25 protein-coding genes are annotated in these 20154 nt (G+C 68.6%); 13 read left to right on the top strand and 12 right to left on the bottom strand.

What is annotated here, in order from left to right; all coding sequences use genetic code 11:
- Positions 1 to 133: 133 nt before the first annotated feature.
- The 3 genes from P0Y50_00845 to P0Y50_00835 are packed head-to-tail and all read left to right on the top strand — an operon-like array spanning position 134 to position 3102.
- On the top strand, positions 134 to 1309 hold the full coding sequence (locus tag P0Y50_00845; GenBank protein WEK40180.1) for an ABC transporter permease: 1176 nt from the start codon (positions 134 to 136) through the stop codon (positions 1307 to 1309).
- Complete coding sequence (locus P0Y50_00840; GenBank protein WEK40179.1) at positions 1306 to 2061, top strand: ABC transporter ATP-binding protein; 756 nt, start codon at positions 1306 to 1308, stop codon at positions 2059 to 2061. The genes P0Y50_00845 and P0Y50_00840 overlap by 4 nt, the downstream gene beginning before the upstream one ends.
- Before the next feature lie 27 nt (positions 2062 to 2088).
- A complete protein-coding gene (locus tag P0Y50_00835; GenBank protein ID WEK40178.1) occupies positions 2089 to 3102 on the top strand; it encodes an efflux RND transporter periplasmic adaptor subunit in 1014 nt (337 codons plus the stop codon).
- A 60-nt stretch (positions 3103 to 3162) separates the two neighbouring features.
- On the opposite strand, the gene P0Y50_00830 is transcribed toward P0Y50_00835, so the two are convergent.
- Positions 3163 to 3960: a crotonase/enoyl-CoA hydratase family protein gene (locus P0Y50_00830; GenBank protein ID WEK40177.1), complete on the bottom strand. Its 798-nt coding sequence runs from the start codon at positions 3958 to 3960 to the stop codon at positions 3163 to 3165.
- Positions 3961 to 4076: 116 nt separating this feature from the next.
- On the bottom strand, positions 4077 to 4229 hold the full coding sequence (locus P0Y50_00825; GenBank protein WEK40176.1) for a hypothetical protein: 153 nt from the start codon (positions 4227 to 4229) through the stop codon (positions 4077 to 4079).
- A gap of 156 nt (positions 4230 to 4385) precedes the next feature.
- Between P0Y50_00825 and P0Y50_00820 the strand changes: the two genes are divergently transcribed.
- Positions 4386 to 4607: a DUF1289 domain-containing protein gene (locus P0Y50_00820; GenBank protein WEK40175.1), complete on the top strand. Its 222-nt coding sequence runs from the start codon at positions 4386 to 4388 to the stop codon at positions 4605 to 4607.
- A gap of 75 nt (positions 4608 to 4682) precedes the next feature.
- The gene (locus P0Y50_00815) at positions 4683 to 5201 is read left to right on the top strand and encodes a TIGR02281 family clan AA aspartic protease (protein WEK40174.1); all 519 of its coding nucleotides are present in this window, start codon (positions 4683 to 4685) and stop codon (positions 5199 to 5201) included.
- Here the strand turns inward: P0Y50_00815 and pgsA are convergent.
- From pgsA to P0Y50_00795, 4 genes are read right to left on the bottom strand one after another with little or no spacing between them, the layout of a single operon-like run.
- A complete protein-coding gene (gene pgsA, locus P0Y50_00810; GenBank protein ID WEK40173.1) occupies positions 5198 to 5827 on the bottom strand; it encodes a CDP-diacylglycerol--glycerol-3-phosphate 3-phosphatidyltransferase in 630 nt (209 codons plus the stop codon). The genes P0Y50_00815 and pgsA overlap by 4 nt on opposite strands.
- Positions 5824 to 6279 carry a PIN domain-containing protein gene (locus P0Y50_00805; protein WEK40172.1) on the bottom strand — a complete coding sequence of 152 codons (456 nt, stop codon included), beginning with the start codon at positions 6277 to 6279 and terminating at the stop codon, positions 5824 to 5826. Before P0Y50_00805 ends, pgsA begins: the two co-directional genes overlap by 4 nt.
- The gene (locus P0Y50_00800) at positions 6276 to 6563 is read right to left on the bottom strand and encodes a type II toxin-antitoxin system ParD family antitoxin (protein ID WEK40171.1); all 288 of its coding nucleotides are present in this window, start codon (positions 6561 to 6563) and stop codon (positions 6276 to 6278) included. The genes P0Y50_00805 and P0Y50_00800 overlap by 4 nt, the downstream gene beginning before the upstream one ends.
- 26 nt (positions 6564 to 6589) lie before the next feature.
- A complete protein-coding gene (locus tag P0Y50_00795) occupies positions 6590 to 7213 on the bottom strand; it encodes a carbonic anhydrase (GenBank protein WEK40170.1) in 624 nt (207 codons plus the stop codon).
- A gap of 68 nt (positions 7214 to 7281) precedes the next feature.
- Between P0Y50_00795 and P0Y50_00790 the strand changes: the two genes are divergently transcribed.
- Together P0Y50_00790 and P0Y50_00785 are read left to right on the top strand one after the other, a co-directional pair.
- Positions 7282 to 7518, top strand: coding sequence for an AbrB/MazE/SpoVT family DNA-binding domain-containing protein (locus P0Y50_00790; GenBank protein WEK40169.1), 237 nt, complete (start codon positions 7282 to 7284; stop codon positions 7516 to 7518).
- Positions 7519 to 7527: 9 nt separating this feature from the next.
- Positions 7528 to 7899 carry a PIN domain-containing protein gene (locus tag P0Y50_00785; GenBank protein WEK40168.1) on the top strand — a complete coding sequence of 124 codons (372 nt, stop codon included), beginning with the start codon at positions 7528 to 7530 and terminating at the stop codon, positions 7897 to 7899.
- Positions 7900 to 7905: 6 nt separating this feature from the next.
- On the opposite strand, the gene uvrC is transcribed toward P0Y50_00785, so the two are convergent.
- Genes uvrC through P0Y50_00765 form a run of 4 tightly spaced genes read right to left on the bottom strand, consistent with a single transcriptional unit; the run spans position 7906 to position 11006 of the window.
- Positions 7906 to 9774: an excinuclease ABC subunit UvrC gene (gene uvrC, locus P0Y50_00780; GenBank protein ID WEK40167.1), complete on the bottom strand. Its 1869-nt coding sequence runs from the start codon at positions 9772 to 9774 to the stop codon at positions 7906 to 7908.
- 16 nt (positions 9775 to 9790) lie between these two features.
- A complete protein-coding gene (locus P0Y50_00775; GenBank protein ID WEK40166.1) occupies positions 9791 to 9916 on the bottom strand; it encodes a hypothetical protein in 126 nt (41 codons plus the stop codon).
- Positions 9913 to 10479: a hypothetical protein gene (locus P0Y50_00770; GenBank protein WEK40165.1), complete on the bottom strand. Its 567-nt coding sequence runs from the start codon at positions 10477 to 10479 to the stop codon at positions 9913 to 9915. Before P0Y50_00770 ends, P0Y50_00775 begins: the two co-directional genes overlap by 4 nt.
- 56 nt (positions 10480 to 10535) lie before the next feature.
- The gene (locus tag P0Y50_00765) at positions 10536 to 11006 is read right to left on the bottom strand and encodes an NUDIX domain-containing protein (protein ID WEK40164.1); all 471 of its coding nucleotides are present in this window, start codon (positions 11004 to 11006) and stop codon (positions 10536 to 10538) included.
- Between the two features lie 177 nt (positions 11007 to 11183).
- On the opposite strand from P0Y50_00765, the gene P0Y50_00760 reads away from it, so the two are divergent.
- From P0Y50_00760 to P0Y50_00740, 5 genes are read left to right on the top strand one after another with little or no spacing between them, the layout of a single operon-like run.
- A complete protein-coding gene (locus tag P0Y50_00760) occupies positions 11184 to 13238 on the top strand; it encodes a TonB-dependent receptor (protein WEK40163.1) in 2055 nt (684 codons plus the stop codon).
- Complete coding sequence (locus P0Y50_00755) at positions 13238 to 14170, top strand: alpha/beta hydrolase-fold protein (GenBank protein WEK40162.1); 933 nt, start codon at positions 13238 to 13240, stop codon at positions 14168 to 14170. Before P0Y50_00760 ends, P0Y50_00755 begins: the two co-directional genes overlap by 1 nt.
- Entirely contained in the window at positions 14167 to 15306 is a 1140-nt protein-coding gene (locus tag P0Y50_00750) for an ABC transporter substrate-binding protein (protein ID WEK40161.1), read from the top strand. The genes P0Y50_00755 and P0Y50_00750 overlap by 4 nt, the downstream gene beginning before the upstream one ends.
- Before the next feature lie 37 nt (positions 15307 to 15343).
- Positions 15344 to 16465 carry a YncE family protein gene (locus tag P0Y50_00745; protein WEK40160.1) on the top strand — a complete coding sequence of 374 codons (1122 nt, stop codon included), beginning with the start codon at positions 15344 to 15346 and terminating at the stop codon, positions 16463 to 16465.
- Between the two features lie 2 nt (positions 16466 to 16467).
- Positions 16468 to 17334 carry a methyltransferase domain-containing protein gene (locus P0Y50_00740; protein ID WEK40159.1) on the top strand — a complete coding sequence of 289 codons (867 nt, stop codon included), beginning with the start codon at positions 16468 to 16470 and terminating at the stop codon, positions 17332 to 17334.
- A gap of 174 nt (positions 17335 to 17508) precedes the next feature.
- On the opposite strand, the gene P0Y50_00735 is transcribed toward P0Y50_00740, so the two are convergent.
- Together P0Y50_00735 and P0Y50_00730 are read right to left on the bottom strand one after the other, a co-directional pair.
- Complete coding sequence (locus tag P0Y50_00735; GenBank protein WEK40158.1) at positions 17509 to 18279, bottom strand: ABC transporter ATP-binding protein; 771 nt, start codon at positions 18277 to 18279, stop codon at positions 17509 to 17511.
- Positions 18276 to 19343 (bottom strand): iron ABC transporter permease, encoded by a 1068-nt coding sequence (locus P0Y50_00730; protein WEK40157.1) that lies wholly within the window; start codon positions 19341 to 19343, stop codon positions 18276 to 18278. Before P0Y50_00730 ends, P0Y50_00735 begins: the two co-directional genes overlap by 4 nt.
- Positions 19344 to 19396: 53 nt before the next feature.
- Here P0Y50_00730 and P0Y50_00725 point away from each other — a divergent pair, with 53 nt between their 5' ends.
- On the top strand, positions 19397 to 20149 hold the full coding sequence (locus P0Y50_00725) for an alpha/beta hydrolase-fold protein (GenBank protein WEK40156.1): 753 nt from the start codon (positions 19397 to 19399) through the stop codon (positions 20147 to 20149).
- The last annotated feature ends 5 nt before the right edge of the window (positions 20150 to 20154 follow it).

The following is a 20154-nucleotide window of genomic DNA, read 5'->3' as shown; positions in this document are numbered from 1 at the left end:
CGCCTTAGGCCCCTGTTGTTTCAGGCGCAACCGATCAGGTCCGCCGCATTACGGCCTCGCCTTACGCCGATTTAACTTGGCGGTGCGACGGCTCGCGGTCAGATAGCACCCGTTTCGGGGGAACCGCTGGTTCATGTCGCTTGCACTTTCAACGCTGCTCTACGAATGGCGCCGCTACATGGCGGCGATCGTGGCGCTGGCCTTTTCCGGTCTGCTGGTCCTGGCTCAGGTCGGGATGTTCATGGGCATCGGCAAGGCCTTCACCGCCCAGATCGACCGCGCGCGCGCCGACATCATGATCCTCAGCCCCGGCGCCACGGCCCTGTTCAACGGCGGCCCGTCGGGCGTGCCGCGCCGCATCATGCCGGTCGTCTATCAGCACCCGGAAGTGGTCGCCGTCGCGGACCTGGATGGGTCGGGCGGCCGCTGGCAGAACATCGTCAAGGATCAGAACCCCGGCGGCGGCGACGGCAAGTCCGACGGCGCCGCCAAGAAGATGGAGTTCGTCAATGTCACCACCATCGACGCCGTGCCCGGCGCGGTGACTGTGCCGATCGACTATTCCGACGATCTGGTCGAGGCGCTGCGCCAGCCCTATGCGGTGGCGATCGATCAGACCGCGTTGGGCCGGCTGGGCGTCAAGCTGGGCGACCAGGCGTCCTATAACGGCAAGACCGTGCGGGTCGCGGCCGTGACCCAGGGCTATCCCAACATGATGCAGGCCACGGTGGTCATGTCGCGCGACACCCTGCGGATGCTGGGCGAGGCCAACACCGGCGAGCGCGTCGGTCCCCTGATGGTCCAGATCAAGAACCCCGCCCGCGCGACCGTGGTGGTGGCCCAGCTGAACGCCATCGCCAACGGCCAGTTCAAGGCCTGGACCCGTCAGGACCTGGCCAAGGCCAACGAGGGGGCGATGATGAAGGAAAGCTTCATCGCCATCATGCTGGGCTTTTCGCTGTTCCTGGGCATTCTGATCGGGGTGGCCATCACCTGGCAGACGCTGCGCGGCGCCATCATGGCCAACATCAAGGAATTCGCCTCGCTGCGGGCGCTGGGCGTGTCGATGGGATCGCTGCGCCGGATCGTGCTGGAGCTGAGCTTCTGGGTCGGCATCGCCGGGGTGCTGGCGGCCTATGTCCTGACCTGGCTGGTCAGCCTGCTGGCGGCCGGCACGGGCCTGACCATGTCCTTCCCGCCGACGATGGTGCTGATGGTCTCGGCCATGCTGGTGCTGATCGCCCTGGGGTCCGGCTTCCTGTCGCTGGGCGTCCTGAAGAACAGCCAGCCTGCGGATCTGCTGCGATGACCTCTCATACCAAGACGAACGGCAAGCATGGCGATTTCGCCATCGAAGCCAAGGGGCTGGTCAAGCGGTTCAAGACGGGCCGCAGCTGGGTCGAGGTGCTGAAGGGCGTGGATTTCGACGCGCGCCACGGGGACCTGACCATGGTCATGGGGCCGTCCGGCTCGGGCAAGTCGACCCTGATCGCCAATCTGTCGGGCCTGTTGAAGCCAGACGAGGGACGGGTCGACATCCTGGACGTCGACGACCTGTGGAAATACGGCTCGGGCCGGATCGACAAGTTCCGGCTGGATCACTGCGGCTTCATCTTCCAGGGTTTCAACCTGTTCCCGTCGCTGACGGCGCTGCAGCAGGTGGCGACGGTCCTGAAATACCAGGGCCTGTCGCCGTCGGAGGCGAAGAAGCGCGCCACCACGGCGCTGGAGGAGGTCGGCCTGGGCCATCGCCTGAACCAGCGGCCCAGCGCCCTGTCCGGCGGCGAGAAGCAGCGCGTCGCCATCGCCCGCGCCCTGGCCAAGAACCCGCAGATCCTGTTCGCCGACGAACCGACATCGGCGCTGGACGGCGAGAACGGCCAGGTGGTCATCCGCCTGTTGCGTCGCGCCGCCACCGAACACGGCGCGGCCGTCATCTGCGTGACCCACGACCCGCGACTGGAAGCCTGGGCCGACCGGGTCATCCATATCGAAGACGGCAAGATCCTGGACGATCAGCGCCGCATCCCCGATCCCGACGCCCATCTGGCGTCTCACTAAGCCCTCTCTCGAACGGACCTCGCCGTCATGCCCGCCTTCCTCAAGAATAAATGGCTCTGGATCGGTCTTGTGCTGATCGTCCTGCTGGTCGGCGGCTTCATCGCCTTCTCCAAGGCCGGCGCCGCCAAGAAGGCTCAGGTCGAGAAGGAGGCGTCCCAGAAGATCGACAGCCCCTACGCCGCCATCGCCAACGGCAAGGCCGACATCGAGGGCGGGGTGATCAAGGTCGCCGCGCGTCGCGGCGGCATCGTCAACCAGGTCTATGTCAACGAGGGCGACCGCGTCGTCGCGGGCCAAATCCTGGCGCGTCAGGAAGACGACGAAACCCGTCTGGCCGCCCAGAGCGCCGCCGCCGCCGTCACCGAGGCGCGGGCCCAGCTGGGCATGACGCGGGTCGAGCTGACCACGGCGCGTCGCGAATACGACCGCCTGTCGAAACTGGCCGCCACCAACAATGTCGCGGCCCAGCGCCTGGATCAGGCCCGCGACCAGATCGCCCAGGCCGAGGCGCGCATCGCCTCTCAGGACGCCGCCATCCAGACCGCCCAGTCGCGTCTGGCCGAGGCCCGCTATAATCAGGAACTGACCATCATCCGCGCCCCGATGGACGGCCGGATCACCCGCCGCTACGCCCAGCCGGGCGCCGGCGCCTCGACCCTGAACGTCACGGCCATGTTCGACCTGGAGCCGGACACCGCCCGTATCGTGCGCGCCGAGATCGTCGAGGCCGACATCCCCAATGTCGCGGTGGGCCAGGAGGTCGAGCTGACGCCGGAAGGCGACCCGACCAAGATCACCGTGGGTCGCGTGTTGCGCCGCGCCGCCGTCTTCGGCGCCCGCCAGCTTCAGTCCGAAGACCCTTCCGCCCGCACCGACGAACGGGTCGTCGAGGTCGTGGTCTCTGCCGACAACACCCCCTTCCTGATCGGTCAGCGGGTGCTGGTGAAGTTCATGAAACCCGGTCAGAAGGCCGGCGTCGCCCGCCCGGTCCAGGCCGGGGTCACCGCCAGCCAGGCCATGCGTCCGGCGGGCCAGAAGTAACGCCGTCTCGACATCATTGACGGGCAAGGGGCGCTGCGGCGCCCCTTTTTCGTATGGGGATCAGCGGCCGGTGAAGTCGCCCGGGCGTTTGTCCAGCACGGCGGCGACGCCTTCCTGATGGTCGTCGGTCAGGTGGGCCAGGGCCTGCATGGCCGCCGACATCTCCAGCATCTGGTCGAAGGTCGTGTCGCGGCCCTGGCGCAGCAGGGTCTTGGCCATCCGCAACGCCTGCGGCGGCTGGGCCGCGATCTGGTCGGCCGTGGCCAGGGCCTCGTCCATCAGGCGATCATGGGCGACCACGCAGTTGACCAGGCCCCAGCGCTCGGCCGTCTCGGCGTCGATCGACCGTGACGTGAACAGCATTTCGGCGGCGCGGGCATAGCCGATGTTGCGCGGCAGCAGCCACGACCCGCCGTCGCCGGGAATGATGCCCAGCTTCAGGAAGGGCACGCCGAAGCTGGCGCGGTCCGAGGCGATGCGGATGTCGCCCAGCCCAGCGATGTCACACCCCAGCCCCATGGCCGGGCCGTTGACGGCGGCGATCAGCGGAACCTCCAGCCCGTACAGCGACCGCACGATCCGGTGGACCACCCGTCGATAGCGTTCGCGGATCGCCGCGCCCGATCCCTCGAACAGATCGCGCCGGTCGCGCATGGCCGTAAGGTCGCCCCCGGCCGAAAACGCCCGCCCGGCCCCCGTCAGCACCACGCAGCGAACGGACGGATCGGCGTTGACCCGTTCGCAGGCCGCCGCGACCTCGTCGCCGTCGTTCAGGTCGGGCAGGGCGTTCAGCCGCGCCTCGCGATCCAGCGTCCAGATCAGGACGGCGCCGCGGCGCTCTTGGGCGATCAGGGCCATGGGGGTCTCCGATGTTCGCGTCCGTCATCGACTGCCGCCGCAGGGTTAGGCAAGGCCGTAATTGCAAAAGCCCCGGCGAGACCGGGGCTTCCGCAGGCTTGGGCCGACAGGGGCCGTCAGCGTTTCTTGATCGTATAGGGTACGAAGTTGGACGGATGGCTGACCACCCGTCCCGAGTTCGACGGCATGTGCCGACTGTTGACCAGCATCCCGCCCCACAGGGCGAAGGACATCATGGCGTGTTGGAGGTTACGCTCCTTATCGTTCATCTTGGCGTCTCCTTTCGCAGAACGATGAAAAGAGACACGTCGTACCAATGGGATTCCACCGTCAGTCGTTTCGCGTCATCGAACAACATAGGACGGTCTCGTGAATTTGCAAATTTATTCGTCAGGAGTCGGAGTTATTTTCGTGTCGATGTCACAATGAGCGCTCCCGCGCCCGACCGCCCCGGCCCGCCCAAGGCCATCGCCAGTCCCTGCGTCATGGTGTGCGCCGTCGACGGTGAGAGCGGTCTGTGCCTGGGTTGTTTTCGCACCCTGAAGGAGATCGCCGGCTGGCGGGCCCTGAGCGACGGCGAGCGCGCGGCGGTGATGGCCGATCTGCCGGGGCGCCGCGACCGGATCGATCCGGCCAAGCTGGCCTGAGCGGCTTCGGGGCTTAAGCTTTCGTCAGCCACGTCGTTTCACGGCATCCAAAGGTCGCCACGCTAGACAGGGGGCATGATCCGCATCGACTTCCAGTCCGTCATCGTGTTCGGCGTCGCCCTGATGACGTCCTTCGCCACGGCCCTGACGATCCGGCACCTGGAGGGGGATGGCGCGGCCCAGGCGGCGACGGCGCCTGTGGTCGTCGTGGCTCCGGCTGCGGTCGGAACGGCTGCTCAGGTGGTCAAGGCCGATGACGGCCATTACTGGGCCCAGGCCCGGATCGACGGACGGGCGGTGCGGATGCTGGTGGACACCGGCGCCAGCGTCGTGGCCCTGACGCGGGCCGATGCGGCGCGGCTGGGCGTCGATCCCGAGCCTGAGGCCTTCATCGGCCAGGTCCAGACCGCCTCTGGCCTGGCGCGCGCCGCGCCGGTGCGACTGACCACCGTCTCGGTCGCCGGGGCGCGGGTCGATCAGGTCGAGGCCCTGGTGGTCGAACAGGGACTGGAATATTCGCTTTTGGGCATGAGCTATCTGGGCCGTCTGTCGGCCTTCGAGGCCACGCCGACGGGCCTGACGCTGAGACCCTAGAGATCCTTCATCTGGCGGCGGGCTTCGTGGAAATACTGCCAGCCGGTCCACAGGGTGATGATGGCGGCCAGCCAGATCAGCACGTCTGAGAAGAACTGGAAATTCTCCAGCCAGTCCAGCGACAGGCCGAAACCGTCCCAGTTGCGCGCGAACAGCTGACAGCCCAGGGCGACCAGCTGCAGCGTGGTCTTCCATTTGGCGGCCAGGGTGACGGGCAGTTCGATGCGCCCGGCCATGGTCTCGCGCAGGGCCGAGACGGCGAACTCGCGGAACAGGATCAGGCCGCAGGGAATGATGATCTGCGGCACCGAGCCCGAGGTCAGCACGCCCAGGATGGCGCCCGTGACCAGCACCTTGTCGGCGATGGGGTCCAGGATGGCGCCCCAGCGGGTGGTGGCGTTCCAGCGCCGCGCCAGGAAGCCGTCGATCCAGTCGGTCGAGGCGGCGATGACGAAGATCCAGAAGGCGACGCGATAGAGGGCGAACTGATCGTCCGGGCTCATCCACTGATCGGCCAGGGGGAAGCCGCTGGTCGCCCCCGCCAGGATCAGGAACATCACCACCCCGGCCGCCAGGCGCGCCCCGGTCAGGATGTTGGGAATGGGGTTGGCGCGATGGGCGGTCATGGCAGGGTCTCCAGCAGGGACGCCAGCAGGGGATGCGGCGTCTCTGCGAACGGATTGGCGACGGTCACGCCTCGATAGACGAAGCCGTCCTGCATGTCTTCGGAAAGCAGAAGCCCGCACCCGGCTTCGGCGGCGACGGACAGGATGATGGCGTCCCAGATCTGATGCGGATGGGCGTCGATCAGATCATAGGCGGCGATCAGCGTCGTCTCATCGCTGGGGGCGATGTGCGCCAGACGCCGCCAGCCGTGGGCGGCTTCGGCCGCCAGGGCGCTCGGCATCCTGGCCTTTCCGGTCAGGACGCGGTGAAGCTCGCCCAGGGTTTGAACGGCGATGACGATCTCGTGCTCAAGGTGAAGGTGATCGACGATCCGGCGGGCGTCGTCGCGACGTTGGGGGCCGTTCACGCCCTCGGCATAGACGAGGAGGTTCGTGTCGAGGGCGATCCTCAATCGTAAAGCTCGTCTCGGGTCCAGGGGCCGATGTCGATGGTCGGCATGGCCGCCCATCGATCAAGCATGGCGTGCAGAGCCGCCTTGCGACGTTCGCGCTCGATTTCGAGGCGGCGGTCTTCTTCCAGGCGCGCAGCCTCGGCGCTGCGCCTGGCGATTTCCTGATCCTGAAGCAGGCGCAGACCCTCGCGCACAACTTCGCTGACGTTGTTGTAGCGGCCGGAACTCACCCGATCCCGAGCGAACTTCTCAAGCGCGGCGGTAAGATGGACGTTGGTTCCCATAGGCTCACCATATCAATCTTTGATATTCAGGCCAAGGGCTCGAACCGGGCCTTGTCGGTCAGGGCGGTCAGGGCGCCCTCGGCGATGCCGAAGTGAAGGCCGCTCAGCTGAAGCTCGCCCCTGGCCTCGCGTTCGGCGATCCAGGGGAAGGTGCGCAGGTTTCGGATCGACAGGCGCACGATGGCTTCTTCCGCGGCGCGCTCCAACTGGTCGGGGGCGACGGTCTCGGCGACGTGCTGGACGACGGGCGTCCCTTGCGCGATCCAGGGAGCGACGAAGTCGGCGACGATGTCGGGCGCGCCGTGGATCATGGCGTTGACCCCGCCGCAGTGGGCATGGCCCATGACCACGATCCGCTTGACGCCCAGCACCTTGACCCCGAACTCCAGCGCCGCCGACACGCCGTGCAGCTTGCCGTCCGGCTCATACGGCGGGACCAGATTGGCGACGTTGCGCACCACGAACAGCTCGCCCGGCTTGGCGTCGAAGATCAGGGCCGGATCGGCGCGGCTGTCGGAACAGGCGACGATCAGGGTGTGCGGCTTCTGACCCTTGGTGGCCAGGGTTTCGTACTCGGCCCGGGCGGCCGGCCAGTGGTCGGCGCGGAACCGACGATAGCCGGCGGTCAGTTCGTCTTCGGTGTCGCTCATGCAGCGCCTGTAGCGTTTTGGAGGGCGGCGATAAATGGTGTATACGCGTCTATACGAAGGATGCCGTCATGCCGATCACCAGCCGAACCTTTCGCAGCGGCAACAGCGACGCCGTGCGTCTGCCCAAGGAAATCTCGTTCGGTCCCGGCGTCGAGGTCGAGATCGAGCGCAAGGGCGACGTCGTGACCATCTCGCCCAGACGGCCTTCCGTCAGGGAGATGCTGGCCAAGCTGGATGCGCTGCCCAAGCCGGCCAGCATAGGCAAACGACCGCCCTTTATCGCACCCGTTCGCAAGGGGCTTTGATCGTTGCTGATGCTGGACACCAGCATCGCCATCCACCTGAGAGATGGCGAACCGATCATACGGGCGCGGATTGAGGAAGCCGACGATACGCTGGTTTTCTCGATCATCACCGTGGTCGAGTTGGAGGCGGGTTTTCTGGACGGCGAGGCCGAGCTGCGGCGCGCGCGGATGTCGGCCTTGCTTGAGACGATCGATTACCGGCCTTTCGACAGCCGAGACGCCGCCGCCTATGGGCGCATCATCGCCCAGACCGGCTATTCGCGGCGCAAGGTGTTGGACCGGATGATCGCCGCCCAAGCCCTGGTCGATGGCGCCACGCTCGTCACCCGCAACGGCGACGATTTTCGCGACATTCCGGGGCTGACGCTGCTGGAGTGGTGACACGGCTCACGCCTTCCTGAAGAAGGCGTGGATGCGTTCGGCCAGGGGCTGGCTGACGCCGTCGACCTTGACCAGATCGACCACGGAGGCGCGGCTGACGCCCTTGGCCGAGCCGAAGGCGTGGAGCAGGGCCTTCTTGCGGCCGGGGCCGACGCCTTCGATCTCGTCCAGCGGGTTCTTCTTGATGTCCATCGAACGGCGCTTGGCGTGGGCGCCGTTGGCGAAGCGGTGGGCCTCGTCGCGCAGCCGTTGCAGGTAATAGAGGGCCGGCGACTTCAGCGGCAGCATGAAGGGCGCCTTGCCGGGCATGAAGAACTTCTCCATCCCCGCATCGCGATCCGGTCCCTTGGCCACGCCGACCACGGCGATGTCGTCCAGCCCGCCCAGGTCGGCCATGACCGCCAGCACCTCGGCCAGCTGACCCGCGCCGCCGTCGATCAGCAGCAGGTCGGGGCGGACGACGTCTTCGCCCTCTTCCTCGTCCTTGACCAGGCGGGCGAAGCGGCGGCGCATGACCTCGCGCATCATGCCGTAGTCGTCGCCGGGGGTCAGGTCTTCGCCCCGGATGTTGAACTTGCGGTACTGGGACTTCTGGAAGCCCTCCGGCCCCGCCACGACCATGCCGCCGACCGCATTGGTCCCCTGGATATGGGCGTTGTCGTAGATTTCGATCCGCTCGGGCCGTGCTTCCAGACCGAAGGCCTCGCATACCTCGTCGAGGATTTTGCCCTGGGCCGAGCTTTCGGCCAGGCGGCGGCCCAGGGCCTCGCGCGCATTGGTCAGGGCGTGGTCGACCAGGGCCAGCTTCTCGCCGCGCTGGGGCCGGACGATCTCGACCTTGCGGTCCGCCTTCATCGAGAAGGCCTCCTCCAGCAGCTCCAGCTCGTGCGGGCGCACATTGGACAGGATCAGGCGCGGGATGGGCTTGTCCTCATAGAACTGGCCCAGGAAGGCGGCCAGAATCTCCGGGTCGGTGTCGGACTTGTCCACGCGCGGGAAATAGGCGCGGCCGCCCCAGTTCTGGCCCGCGCGATAGAAGAAGACCTGGACGCAGGCCTGGCCGCCGTCGGAATGCAGGGCGAAGACGTCGCCTTCCGCCACGCTGTCGGCGCTGACGGAGTTCTCCATCGATATGGCCGACAGGGCGCGGATGCGGTCGCGCACGCGGGCGGCCTGTTCGAAGTCCATGGCGTCCGAGGCGGCCTGCATTTCGCCCGACAGACGGCCGATGACGGCGCGCGACTTGCCGCGCAGGAAGGCCTCGGCCTCGTCGACCAGTTCGCCGTAGTCCTCCAGCGAGATCAGGCCGGTGCAGGGCGCCGAACAGCGCTTGATCTGATGCAGCATGCAGGGGCGGGTGCGGGTCTCATAGACGCTGTCGGAACAGGACCGCAGCAGGAAGGCCTTCTGCAGCGTATTCAGCGTCCGATTGACCGCCCAGGTCGAGGCGAAGGGGCCGAAATACTGGCCCGGCGTCGTATGGGCGCCGCGATGCTTCCTGATCTGGGGCGCGCGGTGGTCGCTGCGGATCATCAGTTCGGCGAAGGACTTGTCGTCGCGCAGCACGACGTTGAAGCGCGGCTTCAGCTTCTTGATGAAGTTGGATTCCAGCAGCAGGGCCTCGGTCTCGGACGCCGTGACCACCAGCTCCATCGACCGGGTCTGGGCCACCATCAGGCCGATGCGCTGGGTGTGGAACCGGCCTTGCGCATACTGGACGATGCGCTTCTTCAGGCTGCGGGCCTTGCCGACATAGAGGCACGATCCGTCCTCGCCATACATCCGATAGACGCCGGGCTTGTCGGGCGCGCGGCGCGCCTCGTCGGCGATCAGAGCGGCGGCGGTCAGTTTCGAATCGGGGGGCTCCGCGGTCATCAGGCGGGATATAGGGTCAGGAGCGCCGGACCAGAAGGACGCCGGTCAGCCTGGCGCCGGTCAGGCCCCCGGCCAGGATGACGACGGGCATGGCGATCTGGGACGGGGCGATCAGAGACGGGGCGATCGGGGACGGGTTCATGGCCCCTGGCTAGCACGGCCGTCGCCGGATGCGGAGATCGGCTTTCGGCGATCAGCCCGACGCAGGCGGCGACGCTCGGCCCGGTTCGGGGGCGGCGACGGCGGGGAAGCGGCGGGCGGCGTGAAAACAGGGTGCAATCCGTGCACTTCGTCCTGTTCGGACCCGGCGTCGTCGAAAACGGGGTGCAATCCGTGCACTTCGTCCAGATCGGGCGCGTCGGCGGCCAGGGACGACAGGGTCTCGAAGATCTTCAGCCAGCGCATGGCCTCGGTCGCCTCGCCGTCCTCCAGGGCCAGTTGCAGCCGACGGCGCGCCGACACGGCCATGTCGGACAGGGCGATGTCCTCGACCGCCTCAAGTTCGGCGGCGGGATCGTACAGATCGGGGTCGTCCTGATCCTCGCGTCGCCATTTCGCCTTGCGGGCGCGGATGCGAAAGGCCGACAGGCCCAGGTCGTAGCGGCGGCAGACGACGCGCGCCGGCTCGCCCGACAGATAGTCGTCGCGGGCCAGGTCCCAGACCTCCTGCGAACGGACGCGATAGACGGGGGCGGCTTGGGTCATGGGCGGACGCTGCCACAGACCTGCGTCAGAGGCGGACGTGTCTTAGCCGCCCGGGTTCACCACTCGGGATCGGGCGGGGCGCCGTCGAAGATTTCGGCCAGACGCGCGCGACAGCCCCGGTTCGTATCCGCAGGCAGGGCGGAGGGAGAAAACCAGCCGATCTCGGCGATTTCGCCGTCGCCCGCGCGCGGGCCCGTGTCGAAGGCCTCGATGCGGAAGACGACCACATGGTCCCCGGGAAAGAACCGGTCGTTGGCATGGATGGAGACCAGACGCGGCGCCCCGCGCGCGATCAGACCCGTCTCCTCACGCAGTTCGCGCACCACGGCGGCCTGCGTGGTCTCGCCCCGATCCACCCCGCCGCCCGGCAACCACCAGCCCTTAAGATAGGTGTGCCGCACCATCAGCACCCGCCCGTCTCCATCCACCGCCACCGCCCGCACGCCGAGCGTCTTGCCGCGCGTCAGGCGGGACCAGGCGAAGAAGAGGGGACGGGTGAAGGGTTCGACGTGGATGCGCCAGGTCATGGGTGACATTCTGATCATTGACGCCGGGCGTCAACAGCGCCCGGCCGCGCGATGAAACCGCCCGGGCGACCGTCTTTCAGAGCCGGGTTTCAAGATGCCGCAAGCGCCGTCGTAACTTGGTTTCTTGCATTTGCGAACTAGTCGCATTAACAGCGGGGCGGACTTCAAGGATTCGTCATGCGCCGTGATTTGCTGCTCGCCACCGTCTTCGCCCTTGCGCCGGTTTCGGCCTTCGCCCAGTCGCAGCAGCCTGCCGCGCTGGAGGATGTGGTGGTCACGGCGTCGACGCGGGCGCAGCGGGTGGTGGAGGCGCCGGCGTCGATTTCGGTCGTGACGGCCGAGACCCTGGCCAATCGGCCGAACGCGGACCTGACCGACGCCCTGCGGGACGTGGAGGGGGTTTCGGTCAGCGGGTCGTCGAACAGCCAGGACATCTTCATTCGCGGCCTGCCGGGCAGCTACACCCTGGTGCTGGTGGACGGTAAGCGGCAGTCGACACGCGACAGCCGCACGAACGGCAACGCCGGCTTCGAACAGAGCTTCACCCCGCCGTCGGGCGCGATCGAACGGATCGAGGTGGTGCGCGGGCCGATGTCTTCGCTGTATGGATCGGACGCCATCGGCGGCGTGATCAACATCATCACCAAAAAGGTGCCCCAGCGTTGGGGCGGCTCCATCGGCGGCGACTATATCGCCCAGGAGAAGGGCGCGTCCGGCGACTGGCGCCAGGCCCAGGGCTATCTGGCCGGGCCGCTGGTGGAGGGCGTGCTGGGCGCCCAGATCTGGGGCCGCACCTACAAGCGCGACGAGGATCACATCCTGGGCGGCGTCAACGGCGGCGAGGACTGGAACCTGACCGGCCGTCTGGCCTGGACGCCCAGCGCCGACCACGAGGTGCTGCTGCAGGTCGATCGGACCGACGTCCGGCGCGAGAACACGGCCGGCGCGACCCTGGCCGCCACGGCCGCCTCCAACTACAACACCAATGAGCGCACGGCCGCGTCCCTGGGCTGGAACGGGCGGTGGGCCTGGGGAACCAGCGCCCTGTCGGTGCTGCGCGAAGAAACCAAGCGCGAGACCTTCACCCAACGGGCCGGGGATTTCACCAAGGATGCGCGCGCGCCGGAACTGACCAACACCGTCTATGACGCCCTGTTCAACATTCCGCTGGAGGGGTCGCGTCTGGGCGATCACCAGCTGGTGGTCGGCGGCCAGTATATCGAGAACAAGCTGGTCGATCTGAACCCCGGCGTCAGCGCGACCCAGCCGGGAACCTTCACCGTGTGGCAGCGCGCCCTGTTCGTCGAGGACGAATGGCGGCTGAACGACCGTCTGGCCCTGACGGGCGGCCTGCGTTTCGACGACCACGAACGTTATGGCTCGCACTGGAGCCCGCGCCTGTATGCGGTCTGGACCCCGGCGGAGGCCTGGACGATCAAGGGCGGCGTCTCCACCGGCTTCCGCGCGCCCGAACTGCGTCAGGTGGCGAATGGCTATGCCTACACCACGGGCGGGGCCAACTGCTCGGTGGGGCCGAACGGGACGTGCGGCGTCATCCTGGGCGATCCGAACATCGAACCGGAAACCAGCACCAACTATGAAGTCAGCGTGTTGTGGAATCCGTCCACCACCCTGTCCGCCAGCGCGACCGTCTTCCGCACCCGCTTCAAGGACAAGATCGAAAGCGCCATGGTCTATAATCAGGACGGTTCGATCGCGCGGTGGAGCGAGAATCCGAACTACCGCCTGTATTACTGGTACAATCTTCAGGACGCCGATCTGCAGGGCGTCGAGTTGTCGGGGCGTTGGCGGCCCATTCAACGGCTGGGACTGAAGGCCGGCTACACCTACACGGACTCCGAACAGAAGTCGGGAACCTATCAGGGACAGCCGCTGTCGCGCACGCCCGAGCATATGGCCAATCTCCGCGCGGACTATGACGTCGATGCGCGGCTGAACCTCTGGGGCGCCGTCAACTATCATGGCGAAGAGCTGAATGCGGGCCTGCGCGTCGGCTCGAACGGCAAGCCGATCATGGACGGAACCCGGCAACTGGGTCGTCGCTACCCCAGCTACACCACCGTGGATATCGGTGCGAACTGGCATGTGACCCCGGCGGTCAGTGTGAAGGCCGGCGTCTATAATCTGGGCGACGAGGCGATCGACGTCGCCGATTATGACTTCCAGGGCGACGGTCGTCGCGGCTGGATCGGCGTGAACTACAGCTTCTGATGCGCCGCGCCCTGCTCATCGCCGTCTGCGGTCTGGCGGTTCTGGCCGCCGCGCCTGTTTTGGCCCAGCCGACGGCGGCCGCGCGCGTGGACCGGACCATCGCCGATGTCGGCTCCGCCTATTACGGGTTTGAGCGGCTGTCGGTGACGTCCGAGGATGGGGCGCGGGTCTATCGCATCTGGATTGCGATCCCGAAAAAGGCCGCGCCCGCGGGCGGCTATCCGGTGGCCTGGCTGCTGGATGGCGACGCCGCCCTGGCGCGGATCGACGAGGCCCTGCTGGCGCGGCTGGACGCGGGCGATCCACCGGTCATCGTGACCATCGGCTATGAGGGCGACCGGCAGTTCGACGTCCTGGCGCGCGCCTTCGACTATACGCCGCGCCCTGAGGAAGGGCCGGCCGTCGATCCGGCGGGGCGGCCGGGCGGCGGGGCCGACGCCTTCCTGACCCTGCTGCACGACCGCATCACGCCCGAGGTCGCCCGCCGCGTCGCCATCGCTCCCGCGCGCAGCCTGATCTGGGGCCATTCCTATGGCGGGCTGTGCGTGCTGCACGCGGCCCTGACACGGCCGGACGCCTATCACGCCTTCGTCGCGGCCAGCCCGTCGTTGTGGTGGGGCTATGGCGCGGTGCTGAACGATGTGCCGCCCTTTCTGGCGCGGACGTCGCGGCCGGACATGGCCCTGACCCTGCTGGTCGGCGAGGACGAGGTTCAGGGGCGGTCGTCGCGTCCGCACCTGCATCCGATGTGGACCTCGGTTCCCGCCGGCGCGACGCACGATCTGGCCGCGCGGCTGGCCGGCGCCGGGGTCGATGTCCGCTATGCCCAGCTTGCGGGCCAGGGGCATGGCGGAATGCTGGCCGCCTCGCTGATCCCGACGCTTCTTTCCCTGGCCGGCGTGGGCCCGGCGCCTGGAGACTCGCTGACATGAGCGGCCTGACGATCCCCATGCTGTCGCGCCGGTCCGCCCTTCTGGGCCTGGGCGGCCTGTCGCTGCTGACGGCCTGCGGCCCAGCGCAGAAGGCGGCTGCGCCGTCCGACCTGAAGGACCTGCGCGACCGGCCGGTCCAGCCCCTGTCGTCGGGCCAGAAGATCAGCATCGACGATGGCCGCTATCTGATCGCCCTGGCCCTGATCCATCCCGACCCCGTCTCGCTGCTGGCGGCCTGGAGCGGCGACGTGAACCGGATCAGCCCGGACATGTACAAGGCCTATGCCGAGAAGTTCCCGGCCCTGGCGACCCTGCCCAAGATCCCCCGCTCGGGCGAGCCGTTCAATCTGGAGGCCGTGCTGGCCGCGCGGCCGTCGACGGCGGTGGTGTCGACGGAGTCCGGTCCCAGCGACGAACAGGCGGCCCAGTTGCAGGCGGCGGGCGTGCCGGTCGCCTTCATCGACTTCTTCAACCATCCGTTCGAGAACCAGGCCCGCAGCCTGGCCCTGCTGGGCGCCCTGATCGGACGGGGCGAACAGGCGGCCGCCTTCAACGCCTTTAAGAAGGCCCGGCTGGACGCGATCTCGGCCAGGGTGGCGACCGTGCCGATGGACCGGCGGCCCACGGTGTTCCTGGAACCCCACGCCATGATCACGCCGGACTGCTGCAACTCTCCGGGGCGGGGCAATGTCGGCGACTACATCGCCTTCGTCGGGGGGCGCAACATCGGCGCCGACGTCCTGACCGCGCCGACCGGCAAGCTGAACCTGGAATATGTCATCCAGCGCGACCCCGACGTCTATATCGCCACCGGCGGCCCGCACCTGGCCAAGGCCGGCGGCTTCGTCGTCGGGCCGGACTTCACCCCCGAACAGGCGCTGGCGGGCCTGCGCCGCGTCGCGGGGCGTCCCGGAATCTCGACCCTGAAGGCGGTGCGTCAGGGCCAGGCGCACGGTCTGTCGCATCAGCTGATCAACTCGCCGATCGACATCGTGGCCACCGAGGTCCTGGCCAAGTGGATTCATCCCGAACTGTTCGGCGACCTGAACCCGCGCGCGACCCTGGACCAGATCAATCAGCAGTTTCTGGCCGTGCCCTATCGCGGCGCCTACTGGGCCGACCTGACGCCCGCCTGATCCATTTTCCCCGATAGACCAAAGAAGGACTATGCCGATGACCGCCGTTCGTTTCGCCGCCCCCGCCCTGGCCTGCGCCGCCGCCGCCCTGCTGGCCAGCGTCGCCGCGCCCGCCCTGGCCCATACGGCCGCCGCGTCCCAGCCTGCCGCCGCGGCCGCCAGCGCGCCCAGCATCGTCAAGTCGGTGAAGGTCGAGCCCGGCGGCCTTTATGAGATCGTCTTCAATCCGGCCGACAGCAACATCCTGATCGCCGCCGTCGGTCCGCGCGGCGAGACGCGCGGCGCGGTCGCCCGCCTGAGCGCCGACCTGACGCCCGGCCAGTCCATCGACGTCTCGGCCAACCCCCTCTACGGCCTGGGCTTCAACAGCCGCACCCAGATGCTGTACGGCACGGCGACCCGCTCCGGCTCGATCGGGGTCGTGGACGTCAGGACCGGGCGGCTGGTCGCCACCATCAAGGACGGCGACGACGATTCCGCCCACGTCCGCGAGGTCATCGTCGATGAGGGGCGCAACAAGGCCTATGTCACCGTCGTCGGCGGCGAGGCGAACGACGCCAGCCGCCCGAACCAGATCTGGGTCGTCGACGGCGCGACCAACACGATCGAGCGCAAGATCGACGCGCCCGTCGGCGGCCTGACCGGCGCCGCGCTGGACGCCCGCAACAACCGCCTGTTCGTGACGGGCATGAGCTCCAACACCGTCGGCGTCATCGACCTGGCGACCGGCCAGTCCGTCGGAACCTGGCCCACCGGCAGCGACAAGCCGACCAACCTCGTCCTGGATGCACGCGCCAACCGCCTGTTCATCGCCAGCCAGGGCACGGGCGACCTGACGGTCATGAACGCCGCCGACGGGGCGGTGATCAGGAAGGTGGCGACCGGCGAGGGCGCGCTCAGCGTCGCCTACAATCCCGGCGTCGATCAGGTCTATGTCGCCAATCGTCAGGCGGGCACGGTGACGGTGGTGAACGGCGCCGACTACGCCGTGCTGGCCAACCTCCAGACCGGCACCTTCCCCCAGACCATCGCCATCGATCCGGCGACCAACGCCGTCTATGTGACCAACAAGGCGCGGGGTCTGCCGCGCAACGCTCCGGCCGGCACGCCCGTCCCGGTCGATCCGGCCGGCGACACCGTCACCCTGATCCGGCCCTGAGGATGAGCAGGGCGGCGGTTGCGCCTTCGCTGGACTGGAACGGCGAAAACGGGCGGCGTTGGGTCGAGAACCAGGACCGGCTGGACCGGATGCTGGCGGCCTATGGCCAGGCCCTGGGGCGCACCGCCGACCCGGCGGCGGGCGACCATGTGCTGGACGTCGGCTGCGGCGCCGGGGCCACGACCTTCGACATGGCCGGGCGGGTCGGTCCGTCCGGCCGGGTCGTGGGGCTGGATATCTCGGCGCCCCTGATCGGCCGCGCCCTGGACCTCGCCGCCGAGCGGACGGCGAAAAGAGAGGGGGCGGTCGAGTTCCGCCTCGCCGACGCCGCCCTGGCCGACTTCGCGCCCGACTTCGACCGGATCGTCTCGCGTTTCGGCGTGATGTTCTTCGACGATCCGGCGGCGGCCTTCGCCAATCTGCGTGGCGCCTTGAAGCCCGGCGGACGGCTGGTCTTCGTCTGCTGGCGCGGTGCGGCCGAGAACGACTGGACCCGCCTGCCGATGAGCGCGATCCGGCATCTGGCGTCCACCCCGCCGCCCGATCCCGAGGCGCCGGGTCCGTTCTCGTTCGGCGACCGCGCCCGGATCGAGCGTATCCTCGTCGACGCCGGCTATGCCGACATCGATATCCGCCCCTTCGACAGTCCGGTTCATTTCGGCGTGGGCGACACGGCCGACACGGCGCTGGACGACGCGGTCGATCATGCCATCCGTGTCGGGCCGCTGGAGCGGGCCTTGAGGGGCGTGTCCGATACGGTGCGCGCCCAGGCCCTGGCGGCGGTGCGGCTGGCTTTCGTCGACAAGCTGCGCCCCGACGGCGTGTGGATCGACGGCGCCGCCTGGATCGTCAGCGCCCGTCCGATCTAGTCTGTCCGGGCTTCGAGAGAAGCCGATATTTCCCGTCATTCCGGGGCTGAGCGCAGCGAAGAACCCGGAAGCCAGGGGAGTGTCACGGCGCGAACCGATCACACGTCGGAAATGCTCGCCTGGGTTCCGGGTTCGTCCTTCGGACGCCCCGGAATGACGGCGAAGGGGGGGGGCCTAAAGCACCTCGTCGACCATCACCTGGATCTGGCCCCGCGCGCAGGGCTCGACCCGGGCGCGCACCTGCCAGACGTCGGCCAGGACGGCGGGGGTGACGGCCTCGGCCGGGGCGCCCTCGATCCGCACCCGGCCGTCGTTCAGGACCACGATCCGGTCCGACACGCGGGCGGCGGCCTGCAGGTCGTGCAGCACCATCATCACCACGGCCCGGTGGTCGCGGGCATAGTCGCGGGCCAGACGGAAAACCTCCAGCTGATGCCGCAGATCGAGCGCGCTGGTCGGCTCATCCAGCAAGAGAACGCGCGGCTGGCGCACCATGGCCTGGGCCAGGCCCGCGATCTGACGCTGACCGCCCGACAGCCGGTCCAGCCGCTTCAGCGCCAGATCGACCGCGCCGACCTGCTCCAGCGCCGCCAGGGCGCGGACCTCGGCCTGGGCCGGACCGGCGGCGGACGGCGAAGCTTCCAAGGCCGCGATCACCGTTTCCAGCACCGTCAGGGCCACGTCCTGCGGCAGGGATTGGGGCATGTAGGCGACGTGGCGCGCCCGCTCGGCGATGGACATCCGGTTCAGGTCCAGCCCGTCCAGCAGCATCTGGCCCGAGGCCGGCGTCAGGCCGGCGACGGCCCGCATCAGGGTGGTCTTGCCTGCCCCGTTCGGCCCGATCAGCGACACGACCTGCCCCGCCGCCAAGGGCTGCAGGGCCACCTCCGACAGGATGGTGCGCTCGCCATAGCGGGCGGTCAGATGCTGGACGACCAGGCTCATCCCCGCGCTCCGCTGCGGAAGATCAGGATCAGGAAGGCCGGCACCCCGATCACCGCCGTCACCACCCCGACCGGCAGAAGCGCGCCGGGAACCAGCACCTTGGACGCCGCCGAGGCCAGGGACATCAGCAAGGCCCCGCTCAACACGCTGGCGGGCAGGTAAAGCCGGTGATCCTCGCCCACCAGCAGTCGGGCGATATGCGGCCCGACCAGACCGACGAAGCCGACCACCCCGACGAAGGCGACGGCGGCGGCCGACAGCAGGCTGGCGCGCAACAGGGCGAGGAAGCGCAACCGCCCCACATCGACCCCGGCGCTGAGGGCACGGTCCTCGCCCAGCCGCAACGCCGTCAGCGCCCGCGCCGCAGTCCAGGAAAAGGGCAGGGTCACGGCCAGGACGGCCGCCAGCACCGCGACCGACCGCCAGCTGGCGCGCGACAGCGACCCCATAGTCCAGAACACCAGCTGCTGCAGCGCCTCCTGCGAGGCGACGAACTGCACCAGGGCGGTCAGGGCGTTGAAGGCGAAGACCAGGGCGATGCCAAACAGGACGATGCTCTGCACCCCGCCGCGCCGCGCCCGCGCCAGGGCCTGCAGCAGCAGAACCGAGCCGAAGGCGAAGACGAAGGCGTTCAGCGCCACCACCCCGTCCGCCGGCACGAAGGGCAGGCCCAGCCCCAGCACGATGGCCAGCGACGCCCCGAACGAGGCGGCGGACGACACCCCCAGCGTAAAGGGGCTGGCCAGGGGATTGTTCAGCACCGTCTGCATCTCGGCCCCCGACAGGGCCAGGGCCGCCCCGACCAGGATCGCGGTCAGGGCGTAGGGCAGGCGGATCTGCCAGATGATGGCCGCCTCCGAGGGGGTCAGCAGGTCAGGTCGGACAATGCCGGTGACGATCCGCCAGGCGGCCAGACCTGAAGGCCCGGTCGCCGCGTCCAGACACAGGGCCGCCACGCAGGCGAACGCCAATCCCGCCAGCAGCAGGCGCCGATGCAGCCGCTGGCGACGGTGCTGGCCAAGAACCTGACGCGCGAGGTGAGAGGAGGGGAGGGAGACAGTCATGATAAGATTGCGTCGCAATACAATATCGTGCGCCGATAGGCTAGGAACGGATCATGACCGACAACGCCCCTTCCGACTGGACGCCCTGGACCGCGCCTGAATGGCGCACGCGGTCGCTGGCGGGGCCGGACGGTCGAAGGATGGATCTGATGCTGGCCCTGCCGCAGGGCGAGGCCCCGTCCGGCGGCTGGCCGGTGTTGCTGGCCCTGGACGGCGATCGGTTCTTCGCGCCCCTGGCCGGGGCTGCGGCCGCCCTGTCGCGACGGACGGCGAAGACGGGGGTGATCCCGATGGTCGTCGCCGCCCTGGCCCATCGTTCGGACGCGGGCGGGCTGGAGGATCAACGCGCGCGTGACTTCACGCGCCGGCCCAGCGCCGATCCGGCCTGGACGCGTCCGTCAGGCGGCGGGGACGCCCTGCATCGCTGGATCGCGGATCGGGTCCTGCCGATGCTGGCCGAGGTCGCGCCCGTTGACGCGGCGCGTGCTGCGTTGTTCGGCCATTCGCTGGGCGGACTGTTCGTTCTGGAGACGCTTCAGGCCGAGCCGAGCCTGTTCGCCCGCTGGATCGCCGTCAGCCCGTCCCTGTGGTGGTCGACGCCGTCGCCGGACATCGCCACGCCCGCCGTGCTGGTCGGCTGCGGCGAGGCGGAGACCGCGCGCGACATGCGCGACCGCATCGCCGCCTGGGCCGCCGCAAAACCCGATGGCGCCATCTTCAAACAGGCCCCCGCCGCCGATCATGGCGCGGCCCCCTTCGCCCTGATCCCCGACATCCTGCGCCACGCCAGCGGCGCGGAGGCGTAACGGAC

The organism is Candidatus Brevundimonas colombiensis, from assembly GCA_029202665.1.
Taxonomy (GTDB): domain Bacteria; phylum Pseudomonadota; class Alphaproteobacteria; order Caulobacterales; family Caulobacteraceae; genus Brevundimonas; species Brevundimonas colombiensis.
Note: the sequence above shows the minus strand (reverse complement) of the source record. Positions and strands in the feature narration are given on the sequence as shown.